This window comes from Kamptonema formosum PCC 6407, assembly GCF_000332155.1.
Taxonomy (GTDB): domain Bacteria; phylum Cyanobacteriota; class Cyanobacteriia; order Cyanobacteriales; family Microcoleaceae; genus Kamptonema; species Kamptonema formosum.
Window position 1 is genome coordinate 1,854,340 of sequence record NZ_KB235903.1, and the last position, 24,819, is coordinate 1,879,158.

The 24,819-nt window shown below is 44.7% G+C and carries 20 protein-coding genes; 16 read left to right on the forward strand and 4 right to left on the reverse strand.

What is annotated here, in order from left to right; all coding sequences use genetic code 11:
* Window positions 1-388 precede the first annotated feature (388 nt).
* Window positions 389-1,591, forward strand: a complete 1,203-nt coding sequence (locus OSCIL6407_RS0113065) for a hypothetical protein (RefSeq protein WP_007357688.1) — start codon at window positions 389-391, stop codon at window positions 1,589-1,591.
* Between the two features lie 483 nt (window positions 1,592-2,074).
* Entirely contained in the window at window positions 2,075-2,563 is a 489-nt protein-coding gene (locus OSCIL6407_RS0113075; protein ID WP_007357689.1) for a DUF4168 domain-containing protein, read from the forward strand.
* 239 nt (window positions 2,564-2,802) lie between these two features.
* Here OSCIL6407_RS0113075 and OSCIL6407_RS0113080 read toward each other — a convergent pair whose 3' ends face one another.
* Window positions 2,803-3,243 carry a DUF4332 domain-containing protein gene (locus OSCIL6407_RS0113080; RefSeq protein ID WP_007357690.1) on the reverse strand — a complete coding sequence of 147 codons (441 nt, stop codon included), beginning with the start codon at window positions 3,241-3,243 and terminating at the stop codon, window positions 2,803-2,805.
* Window positions 3,244-3,363: 120 nt separating this feature from the next.
* Between OSCIL6407_RS0113080 and OSCIL6407_RS0113085 the strand changes: the two genes are divergently transcribed.
* Window positions 3,364-4,746, forward strand: a complete 1,383-nt coding sequence (locus OSCIL6407_RS0113085; protein WP_007357691.1) for an aminopeptidase P family protein — start codon at window positions 3,364-3,366, stop codon at window positions 4,744-4,746.
* Window positions 4,747-4,768: 22 nt separating this feature from the next.
* Here the strand turns inward: OSCIL6407_RS0113085 and OSCIL6407_RS0113090 are convergent, their stop codons facing one another.
* The 3 genes from OSCIL6407_RS0113090 to alaS all read right to left on the reverse strand — a co-directional run bounded on the left by OSCIL6407_RS0113090 (window position 4,769) and on the right by alaS (window position 8,689).
* Window positions 4,769-5,332: a Uma2 family endonuclease gene (locus OSCIL6407_RS0113090; RefSeq protein ID WP_007357692.1), complete on the reverse strand. Its 564-nt coding sequence runs from the start codon at window positions 5,330-5,332 to the stop codon at window positions 4,769-4,771.
* An 82-nt stretch (window positions 5,333-5,414) separates the two neighbouring features.
* Window positions 5,415-5,978 (reverse strand): Uma2 family endonuclease, encoded by a 564-nt coding sequence (locus OSCIL6407_RS0113095; protein WP_007357693.1) that lies wholly within the window; start codon window positions 5,976-5,978, stop codon window positions 5,415-5,417.
* 71 nt (window positions 5,979-6,049) lie between these two features.
* A complete protein-coding gene (alaS, locus tag OSCIL6407_RS0113100; protein ID WP_007357694.1) occupies window positions 6,050-8,689 on the reverse strand; it encodes an alanine--tRNA ligase in 2,640 nt (879 codons plus the stop codon).
* A 659-nt stretch (window positions 8,690-9,348) separates the two neighbouring features.
* Here alaS and OSCIL6407_RS0113105 point away from each other — a divergent pair.
* The 13 genes from OSCIL6407_RS0113105 (at window position 9,349) to tnpA (ending at window position 24,777) form a co-directional block, all read left to right on the forward strand.
* On the forward strand, window positions 9,349-11,778 hold the full coding sequence (locus OSCIL6407_RS0113105; RefSeq protein ID WP_456077486.1) for a PAS domain-containing sensor histidine kinase: 2,430 nt from the start codon (window positions 9,349-9,351) through the stop codon (window positions 11,776-11,778).
* A 219-nt stretch (window positions 11,779-11,997) separates the two neighbouring features.
* Window positions 11,998-15,267 carry an EAL domain-containing protein gene (locus OSCIL6407_RS0113110; protein WP_007357697.1) on the forward strand — a complete coding sequence of 1,090 codons (3,270 nt, stop codon included), beginning with the start codon at window positions 11,998-12,000 and terminating at the stop codon, window positions 15,265-15,267.
* A 303-nt stretch (window positions 15,268-15,570) separates the two neighbouring features.
* Window positions 15,571-17,160, forward strand: a complete 1,590-nt coding sequence (locus OSCIL6407_RS0113115; RefSeq protein ID WP_007355564.1) for a glycoside hydrolase family 57 protein — start codon at window positions 15,571-15,573, stop codon at window positions 17,158-17,160.
* Window positions 17,161-17,590: 430 nt separating this feature from the next.
* Window positions 17,591-20,173: a TonB-dependent receptor domain-containing protein gene (locus OSCIL6407_RS0113120; protein ID WP_019487309.1), complete on the forward strand. Its 2,583-nt coding sequence runs from the start codon at window positions 17,591-17,593 to the stop codon at window positions 20,171-20,173.
* A gap of 17 nt (window positions 20,174-20,190) precedes the next feature.
* Entirely contained in the window at window positions 20,191-21,384 is a 1,194-nt protein-coding gene (locus tag OSCIL6407_RS0113125; RefSeq protein WP_007355567.1) for an MFS transporter, read from the forward strand.
* A 296-nt stretch (window positions 21,385-21,680) separates the two neighbouring features.
* Complete coding sequence (locus OSCIL6407_RS0113130; RefSeq protein WP_007355568.1) at window positions 21,681-21,875, forward strand: hypothetical protein; 195 nt, start codon at window positions 21,681-21,683, stop codon at window positions 21,873-21,875.
* 58 nt (window positions 21,876-21,933) lie between these two features.
* The gene (locus OSCIL6407_RS36220; RefSeq protein ID WP_007355569.1) at window positions 21,934-22,071 is read left to right on the forward strand and encodes a hypothetical protein; all 138 of its coding nucleotides are present in this window, start codon (window positions 21,934-21,936) and stop codon (window positions 22,069-22,071) included.
* A gap of 63 nt (window positions 22,072-22,134) precedes the next feature.
* Window positions 22,135-22,272 carry a hypothetical protein gene (locus tag OSCIL6407_RS36225; RefSeq protein ID WP_007355569.1) on the forward strand — a complete coding sequence of 46 codons (138 nt, stop codon included), beginning with the start codon at window positions 22,135-22,137 and terminating at the stop codon, window positions 22,270-22,272.
* A gap of 64 nt (window positions 22,273-22,336) precedes the next feature.
* Window positions 22,337-22,513, forward strand: a complete 177-nt coding sequence (locus OSCIL6407_RS36230) for a hypothetical protein (protein WP_007355570.1) — start codon at window positions 22,337-22,339, stop codon at window positions 22,511-22,513.
* 78 nt (window positions 22,514-22,591) lie between these two features.
* Complete coding sequence (locus OSCIL6407_RS36235; RefSeq protein ID WP_007355571.1) at window positions 22,592-22,729, forward strand: hypothetical protein; 138 nt, start codon at window positions 22,592-22,594, stop codon at window positions 22,727-22,729.
* A 143-nt stretch (window positions 22,730-22,872) separates the two neighbouring features.
* Window positions 22,873-24,114, forward strand: coding sequence for a bifunctional ornithine acetyltransferase/N-acetylglutamate synthase (argJ, locus tag OSCIL6407_RS0113155; RefSeq protein WP_007355572.1), 1,242 nt, complete (start codon window positions 22,873-22,875; stop codon window positions 24,112-24,114).
* Window positions 24,115-24,152: 38 nt separating this feature from the next.
* On the forward strand, window positions 24,153-24,329 hold the full coding sequence (locus OSCIL6407_RS35350; protein WP_155523394.1) for a hypothetical protein: 177 nt from the start codon (window positions 24,153-24,155) through the stop codon (window positions 24,327-24,329).
* 22 nt (window positions 24,330-24,351) lie between these two features.
* Entirely contained in the window at window positions 24,352-24,777 is a 426-nt protein-coding gene (gene tnpA / locus OSCIL6407_RS0113160; protein WP_007355574.1) for an IS200/IS605 family transposase, read from the forward strand.
* Window positions 24,778-24,819 lie beyond the last annotated feature (42 nt).

The window sequence follows — 24,819 nt, forward strand, 5'->3', positions numbered from 1 at the left end:
TAAGATTTGTCGATACCGATAGCAAATCTCGGCGAACCCACCCCTTGTATCTATAGAATTGATAAAATCTGTAATCAAAAAAATTATGAACAACTTCTCAGATATAGTTGTATCAGCAGAAATGGAAGTTAAAATTATTTACGATCGCCCCGGCTTGACCGATCGCCTCAACTCTTGTCGGTGACAGTAGCAAATATCTAGGTGAATCGGCCCCTAGAAAGATGGTAAAATTAGGAATGCTAAAATAATATAAAAATTGTAAGGTAAGTTCACCGAAGGATTTTGTCACCGATCGATAATCTCGATCGACCTGTCCTCGTCAACCGATAAAAGTTATCAACCGTCCCCGTATCCTAATTTTTAAGACTAGCTCCAGAGGAATAGTATAATGGCATTAAAAGAGCAGCAACCACCAGAGTCAAATAAATCAGTTAATAATTCGGAGGCCAAACCTGCGGAAAGTTCCCTATGCGATGCTGCTGGACAAGTGGTAGCAGGAATCGGAGATGCGATCGCACAAGCCACATCCGAAGCCGGAAAAGCAGGCGCGATCGCCACAGAAGCAATTGGTACAGCAGCAACTACAGCAGCAAAACAAACTCAGGATTTGTTAGACTTGGCTACTGAAGAAGCGGGAAAATTGCTGGGGATGGTGGGCGATAACCCCATACTCAAACAAGTTCTCAAAGTTTTTAGGGCTGACTGGCTGCTGAGTTTAGCTGGTTCTGTGGATATCGCAAGTGCGGAGGCTGCTGTTAGAAAGTTGCAGCAGGAATATCCACAGGAAAGTCCGAGTGAGATCGCTCACCGAATTATGGTAGAGAAAGCTGTCTATGCAGGCGGAATTGGCTTAGTAAGCAGCGTTTTGCCTGGGGTGGCGGTGGCACTGCTGGCGGTGGATTTGGTGGCTACAACCCAGTTGCAGACGGAAATGCTTTATCAAATTGCCGCAGCTTATGGGATGGATTTGCATTCTCCGGCGCGGCGGGGAGAAGTTTTAGGGATTTTTGGGCTGTCGTTGGGAGGATCGCGAGCACTGAAGGCGGGTTTGGGATTGCTGCGAAATGTCCCTCTGGCAGGGATGGCGATCGGCGCGAGTACGAATGCAGTTATGCTTTATACACTAGGCTATGCAGCTTGTCGGTTTTATGAAGCCAAGGTGAATCCTTTGACATCGCCAGCGGCGGCGCAGGAGATTCAGAGGGAAAGTGAGGAATATTTAACAGTGGCGATCGCACAACAAGCAATCGTCGATCAGATTTTGGTTCATCAGATTTTAGCAAGTTATCCCGATAAGTCTTGGTCGGATATTTTGCCAGAATTGCAAGCATTAAATTTAGCCCCAACCACACTGGATGTAATTGCTGCTAATATTCAATCGCCAGTACCTTTAGAGCAGCTTTTGGATAAGCTCAATCGCGACTATGCAATGGCTTTACTGGCTAGATGCTACACAATTTCTCAGCTAGATTGCGTGGTAACGGAGCAAGAACAGAAGCTAATGGTAGCGATCGCATCTAAGTTTAATATTGACTTAAAGGCAGTCGAAGAAACTGTAAAATCTGAGTTAACCAGGAGCGATTGTGCTTAAAAATTGGTAATTGTTAACAGTTAACTGTTAACAGTTAACAGTTAACTGTTAACTGGTAATGGCTAATTGCTAATCGCTAATCGCTAATCGCTAATTGCTAATTACCAATCTCCCCTGCTCCCCCGCTCCCCCGCTCCCCCGCTCCCCCGCTCCCCCTCTTTCCCTAGCCCCTAGCCCCTAGCCCCTAGTCCCTTCTTCTCACACAAAGCCGCGATCGGCTACTATAATCAAAATGCTTCTCCCTGGTAAAACCTGTACCGCAACTAAATAGGCGATCGTCGCCAAAACTTCTGCCCTAGCCTCTAGAGGCACTAAAATCCCTCATAACTACCTCATAACTACTAGGATGGGGTTTAAAGTTATGGGATAGAGGCAAACTGTAAGAATTGTCTTCTTCTCAGGAACTTCCTCCCCGGAAAATTATTCAAAACTATAGAGCTTCTCAGCGATCCGCTCTGTTTTACCTACACCTAAGTAACCGCCATGAACACTCTACTTAACAGCCCTCAACTTAGCCTCAGCCGCATAATATCGCAATCTCTGATCGTAGGAGCCATTTCCGCAGCAGGTTTACTAACAGGAGTCGTGCCCGGTTTGTCGGGACAATCCCCAACCCTGGTTTTCGGTTCCGCCGCCCAAGCTCAAGAGATTTCCAACGAAGAGATCGCTAACTATGCCCGTGCTGTCTTAGCAATCGAACCTAGACGGCTCGAAGCCGTAAAAGAAATTAAAGGCATGGTAGGTTCAGTTCCCCCAGTTGTTTGCAACGAAACTAGAAGTATTAACAGACTCCGAGGCGACGTTCGTGGAGTAGCAGTGAATTACTGTGATTTCGCCAGAAAAATTATAGAAAGTAATAAGTTGACAGTTTCTCGCTTTAATGCAATTACTCTGAGTCAGCAAGCAGATCCAGTTCTCAAACAGAGAATTCAAGCTGAGTTACTGCGCCTTCAACAAAGCGGCAATCAATAAAATAGAGTATAGGGAACAGGGGATTCTTCTAGTTATGCCTATCCCCACCTCTATTTTTCTCTCTCTTCCCTTCTGGTTAATAAGGGTATGCAATGTTTAATTCACAAAATTATGCTTGGATGTTAACCAGTGCCAGATAATAGGCAAGTAATATGAATTAACATCAATTAGGACACTCGCTCGTGGCTCAAACCATTTAAACTTTAACAGTTAAGAATTAATAGTTAACTGCATAATAGTTAACTGCATAGCATTTTTGCTTGTTGAATCCATTCTTGGGCTTGTTCCACAGAGGGACACAAATCCCGCCGCTGCATTGTCGCCACATAAAACCGTAAAATTTGTTGGTGCAGCCTGTGAATGGGAATTTCCGCCAACTGCTTCGCAGAGGCGACACCAGCGTGAAGCAAAAGCCCGCAATATTGACACCCAACACTCGGAATCCGAGCCAGATCGGCTAGAGCCACCCATTTGTTAAGATGTTGAACGTGAATTTGCAACTGATTTGCCAAGGCCAATCGGCGATCGCTAGTTGTAGCTTTTTTGAGCAATTGTCCAGTAGTGGCAATACCGCACTCTTGCAGTAGAGATTCATTCTGATGGCTCAATCCTGGCAATTGTGCGATCGGCCAGTCAGTAGTTTGGAGGGGAGTGCGGCGAGATTTTTGAGAAGTTCCCATAGATTTTTATGATTTATAGCAGTAAGGAAGAAGGAAGAAGGTAATAAAAGACAATGGTTTCAGCAGTTTGGTATAAAATAGTCAGGGTAAAAGACCCTGACTTATTAACTACATTTTATCATGGAAATTTCCAACAACTACGATTTCCTAGCAACGGCACTCCGCCAGCGTCGGCAAAAACTAGCCACTTTAATTAATTTTCCTATAATTCTCTGGTCAGGTCGCAGTATTTCGCGTAATTATCCAGCGAATACCTTCCCATTTCGGGCTAGCAGTCACTTCCTCTACTTTGCAGGTTTACCTTTAGAAAATGCCGCCATTCGTCTAGAATCTGGGAAATTAGAACTGTTTATAGATAACGCACATCCAAGTAACGCGCTCTGGCATGGAGAAATGCCGAAAAGAGAAGAAATTGCCGAGAAAATAGGTGCTGATGCTGCTTTTCCAATGGCAAATTTGGAGTCCCGTACAGCGGGTGCTGCTACTATCCCCGTGCAGGATTATCGTACCCTATTAAAACAGTCTCAAACTCTTAATCGCCCTCTTCCTTCAGCGAAATCACCAGAAGGAATTGACTTAGAATTAACCAAGGCAATTATATCTCTGCGCCTCACCCATGATGCAGCAGCTTTAGGAGAATTACGTCAAGCTAGTGCTGTTACTGTAAAAGCTCATAAAGCCGGGATGGTGGCAACAGCAAGCGCTAAAACGGAAGCGGCGATTCGTGCGGCAATGGAAGGTCATATTATCGCAGAAAATATGACTTTTGCCTATCCGAGTATTGTAACTGTGCGAGGAGAAGTTTTGCATAACGAACAGTATCATCACCCGGTACAAACTGGAGACTTACTGTTAGCAGATGTGGGTGCAGAGACAGCAATGGGATGGGCGGGTGACGTGACGCGCACTTGGCCTGTTTCTGGTAAATTTTCACCGACTCAGCGAGATATTTATGATGTAGTATTGGCAGCTCACGATGCTTGTATTGCTAAGATAGTCCCTGGGGTAGAATATCGAGATATTCATCTTTTAGCTGCTCAGGTTATTGCTGAAGGATTGGTAGATTTAGGCATTTTGCAAGGGAAGCCTGATGATTTAGTAGAAATGGATGCTCACGCACTCTTTTTCGTGCATGGAATTGGGCATTTAATCGGTTTAGATGTTCACGATATGGAAGATTTTGGAGATTTGGCTGGCTATGAGGAAGGAAGAGTAAGGAGTAGCCGTTTTGGGTTAGGCTATCTGCGTCTCCATCGCACTTTACGCCCTGGGATGCTAGTATCAATTGAACCTGGATTTTATCAAGTTCCGGGAATTTTGAATAAGTTGGAAAATCGCTCAAAATATAAGGATGTCGTGAATTGGGATAAGCTGAATAAGTTTGCTGATGTCCGGGGAATTCGGATTGAAGATGATGTGTTAGTGACAGAAGCAGGAACAGAAGTATTAACAGCTAACTTACCTACTCATGCAGATGAGATTGAGCAGTTGGTAAAAGGATAGTTATAGGTCATTAAGCCCTAAATTATTCTAAGAGCCAAGCAAATAACTCCCCCACAGTCAAGCTCACTTCACTGGCAAATGAGGGTACAATTAATTGTTCTTGTGGTTCATCAAATACTATCGGTTGTTGATTGGGAAGAAAAACAAATACTGTTTGCTCGCTAGGATCTATTAACCAACCTAATTGCGTTCCGTGATTCAGACAATGCAAAATATTTTTTGTTACTTTAGTTTGACTTTGATCGGGGGATAGGATTTCAATTGTCCAATCAGGAGCAATATTAAACACATTGGCGACACCGCCATTCTCTTTGCGCGGAATTCTATCCCACAGAAATACAGAGACATCGGGAACTGTTGATCGGCCGCCAAATGTACACCGCAGTTCTGTATATGCTCGTCCAATCCGTTTAGGTTTAAGAACTGCATTTATAACAGGAGGAAGTTCAGTCTGAATTGTGCTGTGTTCACCTTGAGGCATTGGCTTTTGGATAATTTGACCGTCAATGTATTCGCTGGCAGGTTTTGTTTCTGGCAGCTTCAGAAACTCATCTAATGTTAAGGGTTTAGCTGGTGCTTGTACCATTTTATTACATCTCCACAATTTTTATGTTTATATTTTATCTTTTTCAGGTGGGCATTGCCCACCTATATAACTGCTTTCTCAATCATTCTAATAACCAACCAAATAATTCCCCCACAGTCAGGATAAATTCACTAGCAAATGAGGGGACTATTAATTGTTGCTGTGGCTCATCAAATACTATCGGGTGTTGATTGGGAAGAAAAACAAATACTGTTTGCTCATTGGGATCTATTAACCAACCCAATTGCGTTCCGTGATTCAAACAATGCAGAATATTTTTTGTTACTTTAGTCTGACTTTGATCGGGCGATAGGATTTCAATTGTCCAATCAGGAGCCAGCTTAAACACATTAGCAACTTGGCCATTTTCATCGCGGGGAATTCTATCCCAAAGAAATACAGAGACATCAGGAACTGTTGAGCGCCCCCCAAAGGTACACCGCAGTTCTGGATATGCGCGTGCAATTTTATCTGGCTTTACTACTGCATTAATTGTGATAATTAATTCAGCTTGAACTGTACTGTGTTTTCCTTGAGGCATTGGCTTTTGGATAATTTGACCGTCAATGTATTCGCTAGCCGGTTTGGTTTCTGGTAGCTTCAGAAACTCATCTAATGTTAAGGGTTTAGCTGGTGCTTGTACCATTTTATTGCATCTCCACAATTTTTATGTTTATATTTTATCTTTTTCAGGTGGGCATTGCCCACCTTACAAGACTACTTCAGACCTTCAACTAATAGATTGCGAGCGCTTTCTAAAGCTTCTTTTAATTTACTCGCATCTCGTCCTCCAGCTTGAGCCAAATTAGGTCGGCCGCCGCCGCCACCGCCGCAAATTTTAGCAATTTGCCCGATAAACTTGCCAGCTTGCAAACCTTTTTTATTGACATCAGCACTAAAAGCTGCTACTAAACTCACCTTATCTGCTTCGGGAACAGAAGCCAAAACTACAGCAGCATTACCTAATTTTTGCTGCAACCTTTCAGCAGCAGTTTTCAGTGCTTCTGTATCCACATCTCCCAATTCAGCAATGATAATTTTGAACTCGCCAACTGACTCAGCACTGCTCAATAATTGGTCAGATTTAGCAATCGCCAGTTCCGATTTCAACGCTTCCAATTCTTTTTGATTGGCTTTCAATTCATTCTGTAAATTAGTGATGCGGTTCGGCAATTCTTCAGGTTTAGCTTTAAAGCGATCGCCTAAATCTCTAACAACCTTATCCCGCACGTTCAGATAGTCTAAAACAGCTTGTCCCGACACGGCCTCAATGCGGCGAATACCAGAGGATATACCCGTTTCTGACACGATCTTAAACAACCCAATTTCTGCCGTATTGCTAACGTGAGTTCCCCCGCACAATTCCATCGAAACGCCGGGAAAATCAATCACCCGCACCACATCGCCGTACTTCTCGCCAAACATGGCAACTGCACCTTTTTTCTTTGCTTCGGCAATCGGCATTTGAGCAATTTCAGCCAGGTGAGCTTCAGCAATCCAACTATTAATCAGATCTTCAATTTTTTGCAACTCTTCCGCAGTTATGGAACGGGGACAATTGAAGTCAAAACGCAGGCGATCGAAATCTACTAGCGAACCCGCTTGAGAAATAGAATTGTCAACAATTTGCTTTAAAGCTGCTTGCAACAAGTGAGTTGCACTATGGTTTGCTTGAACGCGACGGCGGCGGCTATTATCAACTTGTGCAGTCATGCTATCACCCACCCTCAGAGTACCGCGTTCGATGCGACCAAAATGCACAAAGAAATCAGATTCCTTCTTAACATCTTCAATTTTTACCAAAATTGAATCGCCCGATAAATCGCCGCGATCGCCGATTTGTCCGCCTGATTCCGCATAGAAAGGTGTTTGGTTCAAAATAACTTGTATTTCGCTTTCTTCGCTAGCTTCCTCAACAGATTTCCCATTCACTAAGATAACTTTAACTTGAACGTTACTAGACAATTGTTTGTAACCAACAAACTCAGTTGCGTGAATATTTTCAGCCAACTTATCTAGAGAACCTTGCACGGTCAGATCGATAGTTTCGTGAGCATCTTTGCCGCGATTTCTTTGCTCCTCCATCGCCTGCTCGAAACCTTCAACATCAACAGTAAGACCCTGTTCTTCTGCAATCTCCTGAGTTAATTCTAAGGGGAAACCGTAGGTATCGTAAAGAGTAAAAGCATCTTGCCCGTCAATTTGATTTTTACCTTGCTGCTGTAACCGATCGATGATTTCTGCCAACAACTTTTCGCCACGTTCCAAAGTTCTGAGGAAGTTCGCTTCTTCTCTTTCTAATTCAGCCTGAATAGCTGCCGATCGCTGTCTAACATTTGGATAGGCATCTTCGCAAAGTGCGATCGCAGTTTCTGCAACTTTAGTGATAAATCCTCCCTCAATTCCAATCAGCCGTCCGTGACGTACCGCACGCCGAATTAACCGCCGCAGGACGTAGCCACGACCAATATTTGAAGCCCGGATTTCGTCAGCAATCATATTAACTACTGCGCGAATATGATCGCCAATTACTTTTAGAGAAATTTTTGTGTTTTCATCAGCTTGACTGTAGTCAATTCTAGCTATTTCAGCAGCAGTTTTGACGATCGGAAAAATCAGGTCTGTTTCGTAGTTGTTAGGTACTTTTTGGAGGACTTGCGCCATCCGTTCCAGTCCCATGCCGGTGTCAATATTTTGATTTTGCAGAGGAGTAAGATTGCCTGCGGCATCTCTGTTATACTGCATGAATACCAGGTTGTAGATTTCGATAAATCTGGTATCATCTTCGAGGTCAATATCGTCACCTTTTTCGGGGTGAAAATCATAGTAAATTTCCGAACAGGGGCCGCAGGGGCCCGTTGGGCCGGATACCCAGAAATTATCCTCTTCTCCCATACGCTGAATGCGTTGAGGAGGAATACCTATTTCTTTTGCCCAGAGGTCAAATGCTTCGTCATCTTCCCGAAATACGCTGATAACTAAATTTTCTGGAGGTAAACCGAAGACTTCGGTACATAATTCCCAGGCCCAAGCGATCGCTTGTTTCTTGAAATAGTCTCCAAAGCTGAAATTTCCTAACATCTCGAAAAAAGTATGGTGTCTGGCCGTGCGGCCGACGTTTTCGATATCGTTAGTACGGATACACTTTTGGGATGTTGTTGCGCGAGGAGACTGTGGCGATCGCTGTCCCAAAAAAATTGGCTTAAATGGCAACATTCCCGCGATCGTTAGCAACACAGTTGGATCTTCGGGTACTAAAGATGCACTCGGCAAGATTTTATGTCCCCGCTGGGCATAAAAGTCTAGGAATTTTTGCCGAATTTCGCTACCAGACAGAAATTGAGGAGAGGAAGGCATGACAGAAAGGATAAACTATGTAAAGATGTAACATTAGTAAAACTTACATCTATTTTGACATTTATATCGTTAGAATGAGTTATGTAAAGAACTGTCAATTTCAATCAATTCCGCTTGCCTCTCCCAGAAAGTAATGCTAACTTAACAATAGACACCAAGAAACAAGGCACCAAGGAGGCAAAAATAGTTAAGCGGTATTGTAGGCGAGGTGTCTCCGGTCTAGATGCCAGTAACAGCCGAAATTAACCAAGCATAGAGAGTAGTGGCAACGCTCGCTTAAATAGAAGAGTAAAGCCAAACCAGAGTCTAGGAAGACGTGACTATGCTGGAAGCCTAAGAGTAAAGCTGTAGCAATTGTAAACCTTAGTTGTTGATTGTTGACCCTCGCAAAGTTATCTCGTTTGTTAAAAAATCTAAATTTCGCCACTGGCGAACTTGCGATATCGATCGCATCCTACGGGTCTTGTCAATAGCGACAGGGCCCTAAAATTTAGGAATAAAAAATTAAGAATTGCTAATGGCTAATGGCTAATGGCTAATTGAGGAAAAATTCTCCCAGTCTCCCCTTCTTCCTTCTTCCTTCTTCCCTAGCCCCTAGCCCCTAGCCCCTAGCCCCTTCTTCAAATATGTGTGAAAATCCCGGTGAAAAAAGTGAGCTTTTGCACAGCGATACCGTAGAATTACAGCAGGCGGAATCAGCATTAAAACAAGCTTGGGACGAATTAGAAGACCAGCTCGAACAAACGATTGCAAAACTGGAAAAAGAGCGGACAGCGGCAGCAAAGGAACTCAGTAATAGCTTCACTTCATTTAAGAACCAACGCCACCGGGTAGAATCACTATTGAAACGCGCTGATTCCCAATTAGAATTTCATCTAGAAAATCTACCTCTCGCCGTTTTAGAATGGGATCGCCAAAGTTTAAAGCGCTGGTCGTCTCAGGCAGAAAAAATCTTTGGCTGGAAAGCAGAAGAAATCATAGGTCAAGACTGGCACCACTGGCGGTTCATCTTTGACGAAGATTTTGAAGCGGTTCACAATGTATGCGATCGTTTACTAGAAGGTAGCGAAAAACACAACGTCACTTATAACCGTAACTATACCAAAGATGGTTCCGTAATTTACTGCGAATGGTATAACTCTGTTTTGTTTGATGAAGAGGGAAAAGTAAAGTCAATTCTCTCTTTTGCCAGAGATGTAACTGACCGCAAACAAATAGAGGAAAAACTGCACCAGCACCAGCAAGAATTCACGACACTGGTTGAGAATTCCCCTGATATTACAGCGCGATTTGACAAACAACTCCGCCACCTTTACGTCAATAAAGCGGTTGAATTGGCAAATGGAATGCCAGCTTCTACATTCATTGGTAAAACCAACCGAGAACTCGGTATGCCAGAAACTACTTGCGATCTATGGGATGAAACTTTACAAAAGGTTTTCTCCACAGGTCAACAACAAACGATTCAATTTGAGTTTTCTACTCCTACGGGTAAAAAATATTATGATTGCCGAGCAGTACCAGAATTTGCTCAAGACAATTCTGTAGAATCAGTTTTAGCAATTGTTCGCGATATTAGCGCACTTAAGCAAGTCGAAGAACAACTGCGGGAGAGCGAAGCACGATTTCAAATCGCCCTCAAAAATTCCCCCATTGTAGTTTTCAATCAAGACACCGATCTCCGTTATACTTGGATTTATAATCCCACTTTTGGATTTTCTCCAGATTCGATAATCGGTAAAAAAGATAGCGATTTGATTAGTCAGGCCGATGCTGAAAATTTAACAAATATTAAACGCAGAGTGCTTGAAACTGGTATCGGAAGGCGAGAAGAAGTTCAGATGATAGTCGCAGGAGAAGCTTATTTTTATAATCTGACTGTAGAACCTCTGCACGACTCGAATGGCGCTGTAGTTGGTATTACCTGCACTACTACAGATATTAGCGATCGCAAACGGCAAGAAGCACAACTTAAAGAACTCAACGAAACTTTAGAATCTCAAGTTGCCCAGCGTACCGCTGAATTAGAAACTTTCCTTAACGCTCTACCAGACTATATTTTTGTGGTCGATCGCGAAAATATGCAATTGCCTTTTGTTAATAACACTATTGCTAAGGCTAGCGGTTTTGAAAGTAGATATCAAATGCAAGGAAAAACTATTTTTGAGTGTTATCCGCCAGAGTTATCATCAATATTTGCTCAGCAGAATCGGCAAGTATTTGAATCTGGAAAGATGCTACATTGGCAGGAAACTATTACTTTACCCATTGGCACTATCCACTTCGATACTTTTAAAATTCCGCTGAAGAAGCCTAATGGTGAAGTTTACGCTTTAATCGGTACTTCTCGTGATATTACTGAATTAATTGAGACGAAAGAAGCTTTATCAAAACGTACCCAGGAATTAGAAATTGCCAATAAAGAATTAGAAGCATTTTCTTACTCAGTTTCTCACGACCTTCGCGCCCCTTTGCGGCATATTTCAGGCTTTGGAAATGCTTTGAGAAAACAACTAGAACTGACTGGTGCTCTCAGCGATCCTAACACTCTTCGCTATTTGGAATTAATTCAGAATAGCAGCCAGAAAATGGGGCTTTTGATTGACGGAATGCTTACTCTATCGCGCTTAGGACGACGAGAATTAAGGCAAGTTCCTGTTAATTTTAAGCAATTGGCTGAAATTGCTTTCAATTTGGCTTCGCCTCAAATAACAGATGAAGATGGTTTGATAGAATTTGAAATTAGAGAAATGCCTACGGCGATCGCAGATGAAACTTTGCTGCAACAGGTATTTACCAACCTGATCGCTAATGCTGTCAAATTCAGCCGCGATCGCAATCCTGCTAGAATTACTGTAGGTTGTTTATCAGACGGAACAGTTTTTGTCAAGGATAACGGTGTCGGATTCGATATGAAGTATGCAAATCAATTGTTTGGAACCTTCCAGCGACTTCACTCTCAGCAAGGTTTTGAAGGGACAGGCATTGGTTTAGCGATCGCACAGCGAATAATTCACCGTCACGGTGGCAGGATTTGGGCTCACAGTGCGCCTGGTCAAGGAGCAACTTTTTACTTTAAACTGTTATAACTAGGGGCTAGGGGCTAGGGGCTAGGGGCTAGGGAAGAAGGGAAGAAGAGAAGAAGGGAAGAAGGAAGGGGGAGAGGGAGACTGAGAGAATTTTTCCCCAATTATCAATTATCAATTATCAATTAACAACTAACAACTAACAACTAACAACTAACAACTAACAACTAACAACTAACAATTACCAATTACCAATTACCAATTACCAATTACCAATTACCAATGTTTCAGGAATCTCAAACCCAGCCCCAACAACTGAAACAGCTACAGCACTTACCTCTGCACTTGTTGATTGTAGAAGACGTGGCGGAAGATGCAGAACTGATGGTACTCGCCTTAGAATCAGCAGGTGTAAATTTTACCTGGAATCGAGTTGCAACAGCCACAGATTGCGAAGATTTACTTACAAATACCACTTACGACGCTGTTCTGTCAGATTATCGCCTACCTGGTTTTAATGGGTTGGAGGTGTTGAAATTAGTGCAGCAATCAGGACAAGAAATTCCTTTGATTCTGGTAACGGGGAGTTTGGGGGAAGAAGCAGCAGTTGAGTGTATTAAAGCGGGAATGACAGACTTTGTCTTAAAAGATAGACTATTTCGCTTGCCCACAGTTTTAGAAAGAGCCCTGGGAGAATTTAAACTGCGTCGCCAACAGCAACAAGCGATCGCCTTGGTGCAGCGTCAAGCCAAACGAGAAGCAATCATTAATAAAATAGTACAGGCGATGCGGAGCACTCTTGCTCTGGACGAAGTAATGCAAATAACAGTAGATCAGTTACAAACAGCATTACAAACAACGCGCTGCCTTATTTGTCAAGTAGAAATAAGTAATCAAACAAGAGCTTGTTATGTAAGCATGAGCGCTACTAACAGAGAAAACATCATCGGAGTTCAATGCGGATTCTCCACATTACACTACCAAACTCTCAGTCAGGGGGAAACCGTCATTGCTTCGGAATTTGATAACCTCCCACCTCAAATACAAGAATTACTGAGGATATTTGAAGTACGTTCCCTAGCAATGATACCCCTGCTATACCGCGACTCATTTTTAGGAGTAATTTCCCTGCATCAATGCGATCGCCCTAGAGAGTGGAGTTCAGAAGAAATATCCTTAGTAAAAGTAATTGCCGATCAGTGCGCGATCGCCATCCACCAAACCGAACTCTATCAAAAAGCCCAAGCCGAACTTGCAGAGCGCAAACGAGCAGAAGAAACTGTACTGCTGATCCAGCAACAATTTGCCGCAATAGCAACCAACATTCCCGGCTCCGTCTACCGCATCGCCATCGATCCTGACGGTAAGATGTCACTACTTTACATCAGCCCAGGCGTGCAGGAAATTACAGGCATTTCCCCAGCAGAAGCAATAGCCCGCCCAGAGAGCTTAATAGAAATCATCCATCCCGATGACAAAGCCATGTTCGACACCTCCCTACAAACTTCGATCGAGACACTTCAACCTTGCCATCGGGAATACCGAGTCATCTCAACCTCCGGTCAGGTAAAGTGGGTGCAAGATAGCGGTCATTTTTCCAAAGACAGCAACGGCAATGTAATCGTAGACGGAGTAGCTCTAGATATCAGCGATGCCTACGGCGAGCTTAGCTTACGCAAACAGGCAGAAGAAGCACTCCGTCAAAGAGAACAGCGATTTCGCTCCTTAATTGAAAACGCTACCGACATCACCGTAATTCTGAACGCTAGCGGCAAATATGATTACATTAGCCCTTCAGTCAAACGAATTTTAGGCTACACACCCCAAATCGCGATCGGTCGCAACGCCCTCAGCCTAGCTCATCCAGACGACAAAGCCGCGATCGCACAAACTCTCAGCAAAGCAATTCAAAACCCAGGCATCAGCCAATCACCCATAGAGTACCGAGTTCGTCACCGCACCGGTTCCTGGTGCGTATTAGAAGCCGTAGCCACCAACTTACTGCACGACCCAGCCGTAAACGGGATCGTGATTAACTGTCACGACATCACAGCCCGCAAATTAGCCGAACAACAACTGCTGCACGACGCTTTTCACGACGGACTTACAGGTTTAGCCAACCGCGCCCTATTTAGCGAACGCTTAGATCATGCCTTCGCCATAGCCAAACGGCGTAAAGACTATTTGTTTGCCGTACTGTTTCTAGATCTGGATCGATTTAAAGTAGTCAACGACAGTTTAGGTCACGCCATAGGCGATCGCCTACTAATCGCGATTGCCCGCCGCCTCGAAAAATCTCTCCACCCCGGAGACACAGTTGCCCGCCTCGGCGGAGACGAATTTGTAATCTTGCTCGAAGACATCGACAGCCTAAGTAGTGCCACCAATCTAGCCAACCTACTGCACCAAGAACTCACATCCCCATTTACTCTAGACGGACACGAAGTATTCATCACCGTCAGCATCGGCATCGCCCTGAGTTCCCCCGAATGTGAAGACGCAGCCAACCTCTTGCGCGACGCAGACACAGCCATGTATCGCGCCAAGGAACAAGGGCGCGCCCGTCACGAAATCTTCAACACCTCCATGCACGCCCACGCCCTGCGGCTATTGCAGATAGAAAACGACTTGCGAAAGGCGATCGAAGCAATTAAAAAAGAACAGTATATAAACAGCACAGCCCCAAAACTTCAAAACTCCGCAGCAACCGAGAGCAACGAGCAGAATATCATCCTCTCTCAATTACCAATTACCAATCACCACCAACCAATTACCATCCCTCAATTTTTGATCCACTACCAGCCGATAGTATCCCTCTTAACCGGCAAAATTACAGGTTTCGAGGCACTTGTCCGGTTGCAACACCCAGAACGCGGCTTAGTTTCTCCCGCAGAATTTATCCCAGTCGCAGAAGAAACCGGACTAATTATACCCATCGGCCAGTGGGTGCTACGAGAGTCCTGCCGCCAGATTCGCCAATGGCAGCAGCAATTTCCTCACCGCCTCTCCTTAACAGTCAGCGTCAATCTCTCCGTTAAACAGTTTTCCCAACCCGATTTAATCGCACAAATCGATCGCATTCTCCGAGAAACTGACCTAGATGGCCGGAGTTTAAAACTAGAAATTACAGAAAGCGTGCTGATGGAAAATTCTAAATCCGTCACCGCCCTCCTTAAAGAGCTCAAAGCTAGAAATATTCACTTGTGCATCGATGACTTCGGCACAGGTTATTCTTCCTTAAGTTATCTACACCGCTTCCCCACTGATACTCTAAAGATTGACCGCTCCTTTGTCAGCAGAATGGGTGTGGAAAGCAACATCAACCAGGGAAGCATCGATCCCACAGAAATTGTCCGCTCCATAGTCACCTTAGCCCACAATCTAGGCATGGAGGTGGTAGCCGAAGGAGTAGAAAAGGCTTCCCAACTCGCTCTACTCAGAGCCTTAAAGTGCGATGGTGGGCAGGGATACTTTTTTTCTAGACCAGTGGACAGTTGGGCAGCAGCAGCTTTGATAGCGAAAGATGAAGGGGATTTTGAAAGAAGGGGCTAAGGAAGAAGGGGCTAGGGGCTAGGGGCTAGGGGCTAGGGAAGAAGGGAAGAAGGGAAGAAGGGGGTAGGGGCTACGATGCTCAGGGCTAGGGGCTAGGGAAGAAGGAAGGGGGAGAGGGGGAGAGGGGGAGGATGGGGAAGGTAAGTAGGAGGATTAGCAATTAGCAATTAGCAGTTAGCAATTAGCCATTAGCTATTAGCAGTTAGCTACTATAAATGATCTCTTTTGCCCTGAAAATCCTAAAATCTTATTAAAGCTGTCCAGTCCGACATCAGTTTTATAACTAAATCAATGTGAGTCACTATGGCTATTGGTTATCTCGCTCTCGTTCTCCACGCCCACCTGCCTTTCGTCCGCCACCCCGAAAGCGACTACGTTTTAGAAGAAGAATGGCTATTTGAGGCGATTACTGAAACCTACGTACCCCTGCTACAAGTATTTGAAGGGCTAAAACGCGACGGCATTGACTTCAAAATTACGATGAGCATGACACCGCCTTTAGTGGCGATGTTGCGCGATCCTCTGCTCCAAGACCGCTACGACGACCATTTGGCTAAACTAGAAGAACTTACCGAACTAGAAATCGAACACAATGCCCAAAACGGTCACGTTCGCTATCTGGCGGAACACTACGCTACTAGCTTTAATCAAGTCCGCAACCTCTGGGAACGCTACGATCGCGACTTGGTAAAAGCTTTTAAGCAGTTCCAAGACACTAACAATCTCGAAATTATCACCTGTGGCGCTACTCACGGCTATTTGCCACTGATGAAGATGTATCCCGAAGCAGTGTGGGCGCAAATTAAAGTAGCCTGCGAACACTACGAGCAAAACTTCGGTCGCCCTCCTAAAGGGATTTGGCTACCTGAATGCGCTTACTATGAAGGCTTGGAACGGATGTTAGCCGATGCTGGGCTGCGCTATTTCCTCACTGACGGTCACGGTATCCTTTACGCTCGTCCTCGTCCGCGCTATGGTAGCTACGCTCCGATCTTTACTGAGTCTGGGGTAGCGGTGTTTGGACGCGATCATGAGTCGTCGCAGCAGGTTTGGTCTTCGGAGGTGGGATATCCGGGAGCACCAGAGTATCGCGAATTCTATAAAGATTTGGGCTGGGAAGCCGAATACGATTACATTAAGCCCTACATAATGCCCAATGGTCAACGTAAGAATACTGGGATTAAGTATCACAAAATTACTGGCAGGGGTTTGGGTTTGGGTGATAAGGCCCTTTATGACCCCTACTGGGCGAGGGAAAAGACGGCGGAGCACGCTAGCAATTTTACTTTCAACCGGGAACGCCAAGTAGATCATCTCTACGGGATTATGCAGCGGCCTCCGATTATTGTTTCACCTTATGATGCTGAACTTTTTGGCCACTGGTGGTATGAGGGCCCTTGGTTCTTAGATTATTTGTTCCGTAAGTCTTGGTATGACCAACATACTTACGAGATGACTCACTTGGCGGATTATTTGCAGGGAAACCCTACTCAGCAAGTTTGTCGTCCTTCTCAGTCAAGTTGGGGTTTCCGGGGGTTCCACGAGTATTGGCTCAATGATACTAATGCTTGGATTTACCCGCACTTGCATAAGGCGACTGAGCGGATGATTGAGCTGGGAAACCGCGAACCTGCGGATGAGTTGGAGTGGCGGGCTCTTAACCAGGCGGCGCGGGAATTGTTGCTAGCTCAGTCTTCTGACTGGGCGTTTATTATGCGGACGGGGACTATGGTTCCTTATGCGGTACGGCGGACGCGATCGCATTTAATGCGTTTCCACAAACTCTATGATGAGGTAAAGGAAAGTAAGGTTGACTCCGGTTGGTTGGAAAAGGTGGAGGCGATCGATAATATTTTCCCTGAAATTAACTACCGGGTCTATAGATCGCTTTAGTAGATATATAGGGAGCGCCCCCGCTCCCCCGCTCTTGAACAGAGGGGCGGGGGAGCAACTTAATCAATTAAAAATCAAAAATGCAAAATAAAAAAAAATGCAAAATTAAAAATTGTGAGATTTAATTTTTAATTTTTAATTGTTAACTTTTAATTAATTAGAGCTTTGCTATTTTGGCATTTTCCTAATATTTTAGCACAGTAAGTACGGAAGACCTGGAAATTTTGGCATCCCTAGACTAACACCAACGCGATCGCTCATAAATGCTAGGGAGGGGTATAGAAAAAGCTAACTTTGTTCGTGACTAGCGTTGTAGAAGTTTGACAGTTTGTCGTTTGACACCAACAGCTAGTTGACATAGCATGACAGACGTATTTATCAAAGGCTTTGCACTGCGTGCAGTCTGCGATTAAGGGTGTGAGGAATTTAAGTGAATCAACAGAAGTTATCCAATTGGATGCGGCTGGGTTTTGCCATGTCAGTCTTTGTAGCTTTCCCCGCCAAGGCTGACATGATACAAGAGAACCAAGAAAAATTAAAGCCGCCCAATACTTCCAATTCTGAATTTTTCATAACCCAAATTTTCCCACTCAACGAAATCGATCGCCCTGCCACCACTGTTAAAGAGTGGCTGTCTCAATCTTCAACTCCCATTCCCGATTCCCAATCCCCAATTCAGATAACGGGCGTGCGACTCAATTCAACGGCTGATGGCATTGATGTCATCATAGAAACGGCTCAAGGCAAAGCGATTGATGGTTCTACCTCCACTGAAGGAAACAACCTGATTGTGGACATTCCTAATGCACAGTTGCAGTTGCCAGAGGGTGAAGTGTTTCGTCAGGAAAATCCTGTCGAGGGCATTACCTCAGTCGATGTGACTAATGCCACGCCTAACAGCGTGCGAGTCATAGTTACCGGCAGCACGGGCGTACCAGTGGGTAAAGTAGTTTCCAGCCAACAAGGTTTGATTTTGAGTCTGACACAGCAGCCAGAAGCAGAAGAAATTGACATCGTTGTGACAGCGCAGAAACGACCTGAACCTGCTCAAGAAGTACCCCTTAGCCTGACGGTAATTCCTCAACAAACCCTAGAAGATGCCCAAATTAATTCGCTTCAAGAAATTGCTAACAACACGCCCAACTTTAGCTTCTTCCCAACCAATGCTGGAGGCTCTGACTTTAGTTACTACAGCATTCGTGGTCTGAACAACTTTAACTTTTTAGTTAGTCAGGATAGCGTTGGTTATTACATTGATGATGTTCCTTTTGATTTCGGTGCTTTTTTAGACTTGGGATTGCTGGACTTGGAGCGAGTTGAGGTGCTACGAGGCCCCCAGAGTACGCTGTATGGCAGAAGTAGCCCTGCTGGGGTGGTCAACATCGTTTCTCGTCCGCCAACCAATTTTTCAGAGCTTCGCATCACCGGAGGTTATGGTAACTACAACTTCCGAGAAGCACAACTTTCTTACAGTAATGCCATTATTCCCGATCGACTGGCATTTCGATTAGCAGGAGCCTATCGAGGGCGGGATGGTGTCTTTGAGAATGAAACCCTCGATCGCACAGTGGGCGAACGGGAACAACTATTGGGGCGAGCACAACTCTTATGGACTCCCTCACGGGAATGGAGTGTTTCATTCAACACATACATCAATGACACTAACGACGGCGATCCGGTATTTACCCGACAGGATGCTGACGATCCCTTTGAAACCTTTAAAGCGGTTGATGGATTTGTTCGACTCAACAGCAATACTCAAGCATTAAGAGTTGGCTACAACGGCACTGACTTTCGGGCCACCTCGATTACCGCACGACGCTTCAGCAACCAAGAAGTCTTGTCGGGGGATAGTTTCTCTCCACCGCTTGATTTGTTCCGTTCGGCGATTGACTTCAACTCAACGGTATGGACGCAAGAAATTCGACTTCAGTCACCTGCAAATGCCGATCGCTTCAAGTGGTTAATCGGTGGATATTACGAGTCTCGTGCATTCAATGTTGATAATGATGCCTTTGAATATACCGCTGTTGGCGCTACCCAGTTTGGCTTGGAGTCGGCTGGACAAAATCGAGTAATTGCCGAACAGGATCGCAATACCTATGCGGTGTTTGGTCAAATTGACTACAAGCCAATCGATCCCCTCACCCTGTTTGTTGGGTTGCGGTATGAGACATCGGATTACGACCTCGATCGCCGTCGCATTTTTGAAGCAGCAGACAGCGTGACGGTCTTAAATCCAAGTATTCAGACAGAAGGCAGTAGCAGTGAATTGATTCCCCGGTTTGGGCTGCAATACCGCTTTAGCCCGAATGCGATGGCTTATGCCACGATCGCCAAAGGCTACCGACCGAGTGGTTTCAACTATCGCGCCGATACGGAAGAGATCCGGCGCTATGAGGAAGAAAAGACCTGGACTTACGAAGTTGGAGTGAAGTCTTCCTGGTTTAACGATCGCTTAATCGCAAACTTGTCTGTGTTTCACAATGATGTTGACGGTTATCAAGTGTTGCTGGTTGATGAACTTGGCTTCTTTAGAAATATTGCCAGTGCTGATGTGAAAGCGACTGGGCTAGAATTTGAACTCAGCGCCAAAGTGGTAAGAGGATTGGATATTACTGCTGGAATTGGTTACGTAAATAGCCAATTCACAAGGTACAGAAATCCCCTGCTAGGAAGTGACTTCAGCAACAATCGCGTTCCCTTTGCACCAGATATTACTTACAACTTAGCGTTGCAGTATCGTAGTCCCGACGGACTTTTTGCCCGTGCCGAATTGCGGGGCTATGGTACAACCTATTTTGATGATGCTAATCAGGTGAAGCAAGACCCGTTCGCGATCGTCAATTTGCGTCTAGGTTATGAATGGCGGGATTATGGCATTTATGTCTTTGCCAATAACTTATTTGACACTCGCTACATTACTTCTGGATTTCAATTCCCACCGCCCAATGTAACAGCAGGATTTGGTGAACCAGTTACCTATGGATTTCAAGTTCGGGCTAATTTTTAGGGAAACTGGCTATTTTTATGAAAAAGAAACTAATTCTGCTTGCCAGTCTTTATATCTCCCAGTACATTCCAACCACGTTTTTTATCCAGACTGTTCCGGTGTTGATGCGACAACAGAATATGTCACTGGGAGCGATCGGTTTTTTAGGTTTCCTGATCGTTCCGTCTGCCTTAAAATTTCTTTGGTCGCCGCTGGTCGATCGTTATCGTCTACCTGGGTTAGGACATTATCGGGGTTGGATTATTAGTTTACAAAGTTTGTCGATTGTCACGCTGCTGGTGACAGCTTCTCTGAATGTGCAGACAAACATCACCGAATTACTTGTCTGTATGTTTTTAGCCTTCTTATTTTCTTCGAGCCAAGATATTGCTACGGATGCTTTAGCGGTTAACATACTTCTACCTCAAGAGCGTGGTATTGGCAACGCGATTCAAGCTAGTGGCAATTTTTTGGGAGCTATTATTGGTGGTGGTGCAGCCCTAATTTTACTGGAAAAAGTCGGATTTCGGACTACCCTGCTGACAATGGCGATCGCCTTGCTGCTATGTTTAGTCCCGATTCTGTTTCATCAAGAACATCTAATTTCAGTCGCCAAATCTCCCGCGATCGAATCCTACCTTCAGCCGTTTATTCGCTTCTTTTCTCGTCCAAACATGGGGTTATGGCTACTGGTAGTGTTGCTGTATATGATTAGCGAAAATATTTCGGTTACGTTAATTCGTCCCCTGTTGGTCGATCGCGACTTATCTTTATCTGATATTGGTTGGTTACTAGGTGTAGTCAGCTACGTTTCTAGAATTATCGCTGCGTTGATGGCAGGAGTGCTGATCCCACAGTGGGGGCGTAAGCGATCGCTGATCGCTTTTGGTGCGATCGCCAATGTTGCTACGCTGTTGTATATCTTACCTGCTGCTGGTGTTGCGAGTCCGTCTATCCTGTACGCGGTGTGCATTCTCGTCAGCGCTGCTCAAAGTATGGCATACACCGCCCTCTTGACCGCCATGATGGATCGCAGCAATCCTACTACGGCAGGTACTGATTATACGACTCAAATTTCAGTTGCGTTTGTGGGTGTAGTTGCTACCACAATTCTGGGTGGAATGGTGGCTGATGCGATCGGATATACACTCACGTTAATCATCGGTGTAGTTGTGAGTTTATCGAGCGTGCTGTTGATTCCCCAAGTATACAAAGACACTCTGGGGACTTAATCAAGACTCGAAATCGCCATTCTGCTGTCAATATTGAGTTATAGCAACCTTCTTGGTAGTTAGGACATTTTAGTTTCCTCAAACCCTTAATTCTATTCCCTTCTTCCTCTTCTTCCCTGAGCATCGGAGCATCGGAGCATCGTAGTCCCTAGTCCCTAACCGACGAAAGCGGTTGCGATATGTAAATTTTTGTAAAAAAAGCGATTTTGTAAATTTGAATACAGAATTGTCTGTTATAGTCATAAAAGAAAGGAAAAAAAGTTAAACATTACTCAAGCAATAGAGAGGAACCAGATATGTCTACCGAAGATCAAGCTCGCGCTCTGATGATGCGTCACCACCATTTAGTTAAGAACCGACAGCAATCTCTGCTCTCGCGTACCGCCGCCGAAGTAGGCCTTGAAGATACTACCTACCGGGGGCACATTCAAGGTAAGCCACAATCGAGCTTCCAAGCTAGTTATGACCGCAGCAATGCAACAATGAGCTAAAAAAGCTCATTTTCCTCCTTTGCCCACGCAATTTTACAAAAATTTGGAGAAACCAATCATGTCTACTGAAAATCAAGCACGGGCTTTAATGAACCGTCACCAACACCAAGTCAAGAATCGCCAACAATCTTTACTTTCCCGTACTGCTGAGGAAGTTGGTTTGGATGCTACTCGCATGACTGGCGATCGCAAATAATCGCCTCTTACTTACACCCCCTCACGTTATTTACCTTAATTATTAAATAGGGAGAAACCAATCATGTCTACTGAAAATCAAGCACGGGCTTTAATGAATCGTCATCAACACCAAGTCAAGAATCGCCAACAATCTTTACTTTCCCGTACTGCTGAGGAAGTTGGTTTGGATGCTACTCGCATGACTGGCGATCGCAAATAATCACATCGTATTTACACCCCCTCACGTTATTTACCTTAACTACTGAATCGGGAGAATCTAAATTATGTCTACTGAAGACCAAGCACGGACTCTGATGAACCGCCATCAACACCAAGTCAAAAATCGCCAAGACACCATACTTGCTCGCAGCGCTGAGGAAGTTGGCGCAGATCCAACGCACATTATTCATACTGAGGAAGTTAGCGCGGATACAACCCAAGTGGTTCGCGATCGCAAATAATCGCCTCGCAAATAATCGCCTCGCACTTACACCCCCTCACGTTATTTACCTTAATTATTAAATTGGGAGCAACCAATCATGTCTACTGAAAATCAAGCACGGGCTTTAATGAATCGTCACCAACACCAAGTCAAGAATCGTCAACAATCTCTACTTTCCCGTACCTCTGAGGAAGTTGGCTTGGATTCTACTCGGATAACTGGCGATCGCAAATAAATTCTTCGCCCATAAAAATGCAATTTACAAAAAAGTCGCGACTTCCTCCCCAGATTAATTCTGTAACAGAGGAAGCCGCGACTGCCATATTATATTGATGATATAATCCGCTCTCAGCAGATTGCGGATGTAGCGAGGTAATTATGTCGGACTGGCAAGTAATTAGCGGCGGGGTAACGGCTCCGAGAGGGTATAAAGCAGCGGGTATTGTGGCGGGGTTGAAGCCTTCGGGAGCACCGGATTTAACTTTAATTTTGTCAGAAGTGGATGCGATCGCAGCGGGCGTTTTCACTACCTCTGTCGTGCGAGCAGCTTGTGTGGACTATTGCCGAGGGCGGTTGCAAGATAAACCCAGTGCGAAAGCGATTTTGTGCAATGCGGGTCAAGCTAACGCTGCTACTGGCGAACAAGGCTGGGCCGATGCGATCGAAAGTGCTCAGGTTTTGGCGGGAGCACTGAATATTTCCCCAGACTTAATTCTGATCGCTTCTACTGGAGTAATTGGACAGCGCATTAAGATGGAACCGTTGAAAGCTGCGATTCCGCAATTGGTAGCTGCGGCTTCTGAAACGGGTTCAGACGCGGCGGCTAAGGCGATTTGTACGACAGATTTAGTACCGAAAACCATTGCTTTAGAAACTTTATTTGGCGATCGCCCAGTTCGCATCGGCGGAATCTGCAAAGGTTCGGGAATGATTCACCCAAATATGGCAACTTTGCTAGCATTTGTTACTTGCGACGCAGCGGTATCGCCGCATTTATGGCAAGAAATGTTAAGTCGGGCCGCCGATCGGAGTTTCAATCAAATTACTGTTGATGGTGATACAAGTACCAATGATTCTTTAATTGCTTTAGCGAATGGCCAGTCTCGCACACCTGCGATTACGGAAATGGGGCCAGATGCGGAAAAATTAGAGGCAATGTTGACAGAGGTTTGTATATATTTAGCTAAGTCAATTGCCCGTGATGGGGAAGGTGCAACTTGTTTAATTGAAGTACAAGTTAGTGGCGCACCTGATGAAGCATCTGCCAGTAAAATTGCCAAAACAATAGTCGGTTCTTCTTTAGTAAAATCAGCAATTTTTGGTCGCGATCCAAATTGGGGAAGGATTGCGGCGGCGGCGGGACGTGCGGGTGTACCCTTCGATCAGGAAAATTTGCGGATTCAATTAGGCGATTTTTTGATGATGGAAAATGGTCAACCTTTGCCATTCGATCGGGTTGCTGCGAGTAATTATATGAAAGCAGCGGCGGCGGGTGAATATTTGAAGGGAGATACTGTTTTAATTCAGGTGAGTGTTGGTAATGGAAATGGTAGCGGGAAGGCTTGGGGCTGTGATTTGAGTTATGACTATGTGAAGATTAACGCTGAGTACACGACTTAATAGATGTCTATTCTTTAGTCCGCGAAGGCGGACTTTGTTTGTGTAGGCGCGATTTCAATCGCCTGCGTTCCTGCATTCCTGATTTGGATTCATCCTCGATGATTACAGATGATTACATCCCCGATGATTACATCCTCGATGATTACATCCCCCGGCGATTGAAATCGCGGCTACACAAACAAAACCCGCCTTCGCGGGTTGAAGAAGAGCGTTAAATTTTTATATCTTTTAAGAGGAATGAGAGCAAATTTTACACAATTGTATCTTCATTTTGTTTGGGCAACTTGGGATAGGTTGCCTTTGATTACTCCTGATATTCAAGAATTCATCTATGCCGCTATTATTGGAGAATGTAATCAGCTAGGGTGTACAGTGATTGCTGTTGGCGGTATTCAAGATCATGTGCATCTCTTAATAGGATTTCCGCCTACTCTAGCGGTATCTGAGACGATCAAGCAAATCAAAGGAAGTTTATCCCATTTAATCACCCACGAAATCAATCCTGGTAAATTTTTTAAATGGCAAGGTAGTTACGGAGCATTTACTGTTAGTTATGATGCCATTGACAATGTAGCTAACTACATTAGAAACCAGGCAATTCACCATAGTCAAACATCAATTAATCCTACTTGGGAACTGACTCCAAACTCACCTTTTTCTTGATTAACCCGCGCAGGCGGGTTTTGTCTGTGTAGCCGCGATTTC

Excerpts from the sequence above, each read along its gene's own strand:
- OSCIL6407_RS0113065 (WP_007357688.1), top strand. The coding sequence starts at position 389 with ATGGCATTAAAAGAGCAGCAACCACCAGAGTCAAATAAATCAGTTAAT.
- OSCIL6407_RS0113075 (WP_007357689.1), top strand. The coding sequence starts at position 2,075 with ATGAACACTCTACTTAACAGCCCTCAACTTAGCCTCAGCCGCATAATA.
- OSCIL6407_RS0113080 (WP_007357690.1), bottom strand. The coding sequence starts at position 3,243 with ATGGGAACTTCTCAAAAATCTCGCCGCACTCCCCTCCAAACTACTGAC.
- OSCIL6407_RS0113085 (WP_007357691.1), top strand. The coding sequence starts at position 3,364 with ATGGAAATTTCCAACAACTACGATTTCCTAGCAACGGCACTCCGCCAG.
- OSCIL6407_RS0113090 (WP_007357692.1), bottom strand. The coding sequence starts at position 5,332 with ATGGTACAAGCACCAGCTAAACCCTTAACATTAGATGAGTTTCTGAAG.
- OSCIL6407_RS0113095 (WP_007357693.1), bottom strand. The coding sequence starts at position 5,978 with ATGGTACAAGCACCAGCTAAACCCTTAACATTAGATGAGTTTCTGAAG.
- alaS (WP_007357694.1), bottom strand. The coding sequence starts at position 8,689 with ATGCCTTCCTCTCCTCAATTTCTGTCTGGTAGCGAAATTCGGCAAAAA.
- OSCIL6407_RS0113110 (WP_007357697.1), top strand. The coding sequence starts at position 11,998 with ATGTTTCAGGAATCTCAAACCCAGCCCCAACAACTGAAACAGCTACAG.
- OSCIL6407_RS0113115 (WP_007355564.1), top strand. The coding sequence starts at position 15,571 with ATGGCTATTGGTTATCTCGCTCTCGTTCTCCACGCCCACCTGCCTTTC.
- OSCIL6407_RS0113125 (WP_007355567.1), top strand. The coding sequence starts at position 20,191 with ATGAAAAAGAAACTAATTCTGCTTGCCAGTCTTTATATCTCCCAGTAC.
- OSCIL6407_RS0113130 (WP_007355568.1), top strand. The coding sequence starts at position 21,681 with ATGTCTACCGAAGATCAAGCTCGCGCTCTGATGATGCGTCACCACCAT.
- OSCIL6407_RS36220 (WP_007355569.1), top strand. The coding sequence starts at position 21,934 with ATGTCTACTGAAAATCAAGCACGGGCTTTAATGAACCGTCACCAACAC.
- OSCIL6407_RS36225 (WP_007355569.1), top strand. The coding sequence starts at position 22,135 with ATGTCTACTGAAAATCAAGCACGGGCTTTAATGAATCGTCATCAACAC.
- OSCIL6407_RS36230 (WP_007355570.1), top strand. The coding sequence starts at position 22,337 with ATGTCTACTGAAGACCAAGCACGGACTCTGATGAACCGCCATCAACAC.
- OSCIL6407_RS36235 (WP_007355571.1), top strand. The coding sequence starts at position 22,592 with ATGTCTACTGAAAATCAAGCACGGGCTTTAATGAATCGTCACCAACAC.
- argJ (WP_007355572.1), top strand. The coding sequence starts at position 22,873 with ATGTCGGACTGGCAAGTAATTAGCGGCGGGGTAACGGCTCCGAGAGGG.
- tnpA (WP_007355574.1), top strand. The coding sequence starts at position 24,352 with ATGAGAGCAAATTTTACACAATTGTATCTTCATTTTGTTTGGGCAACT.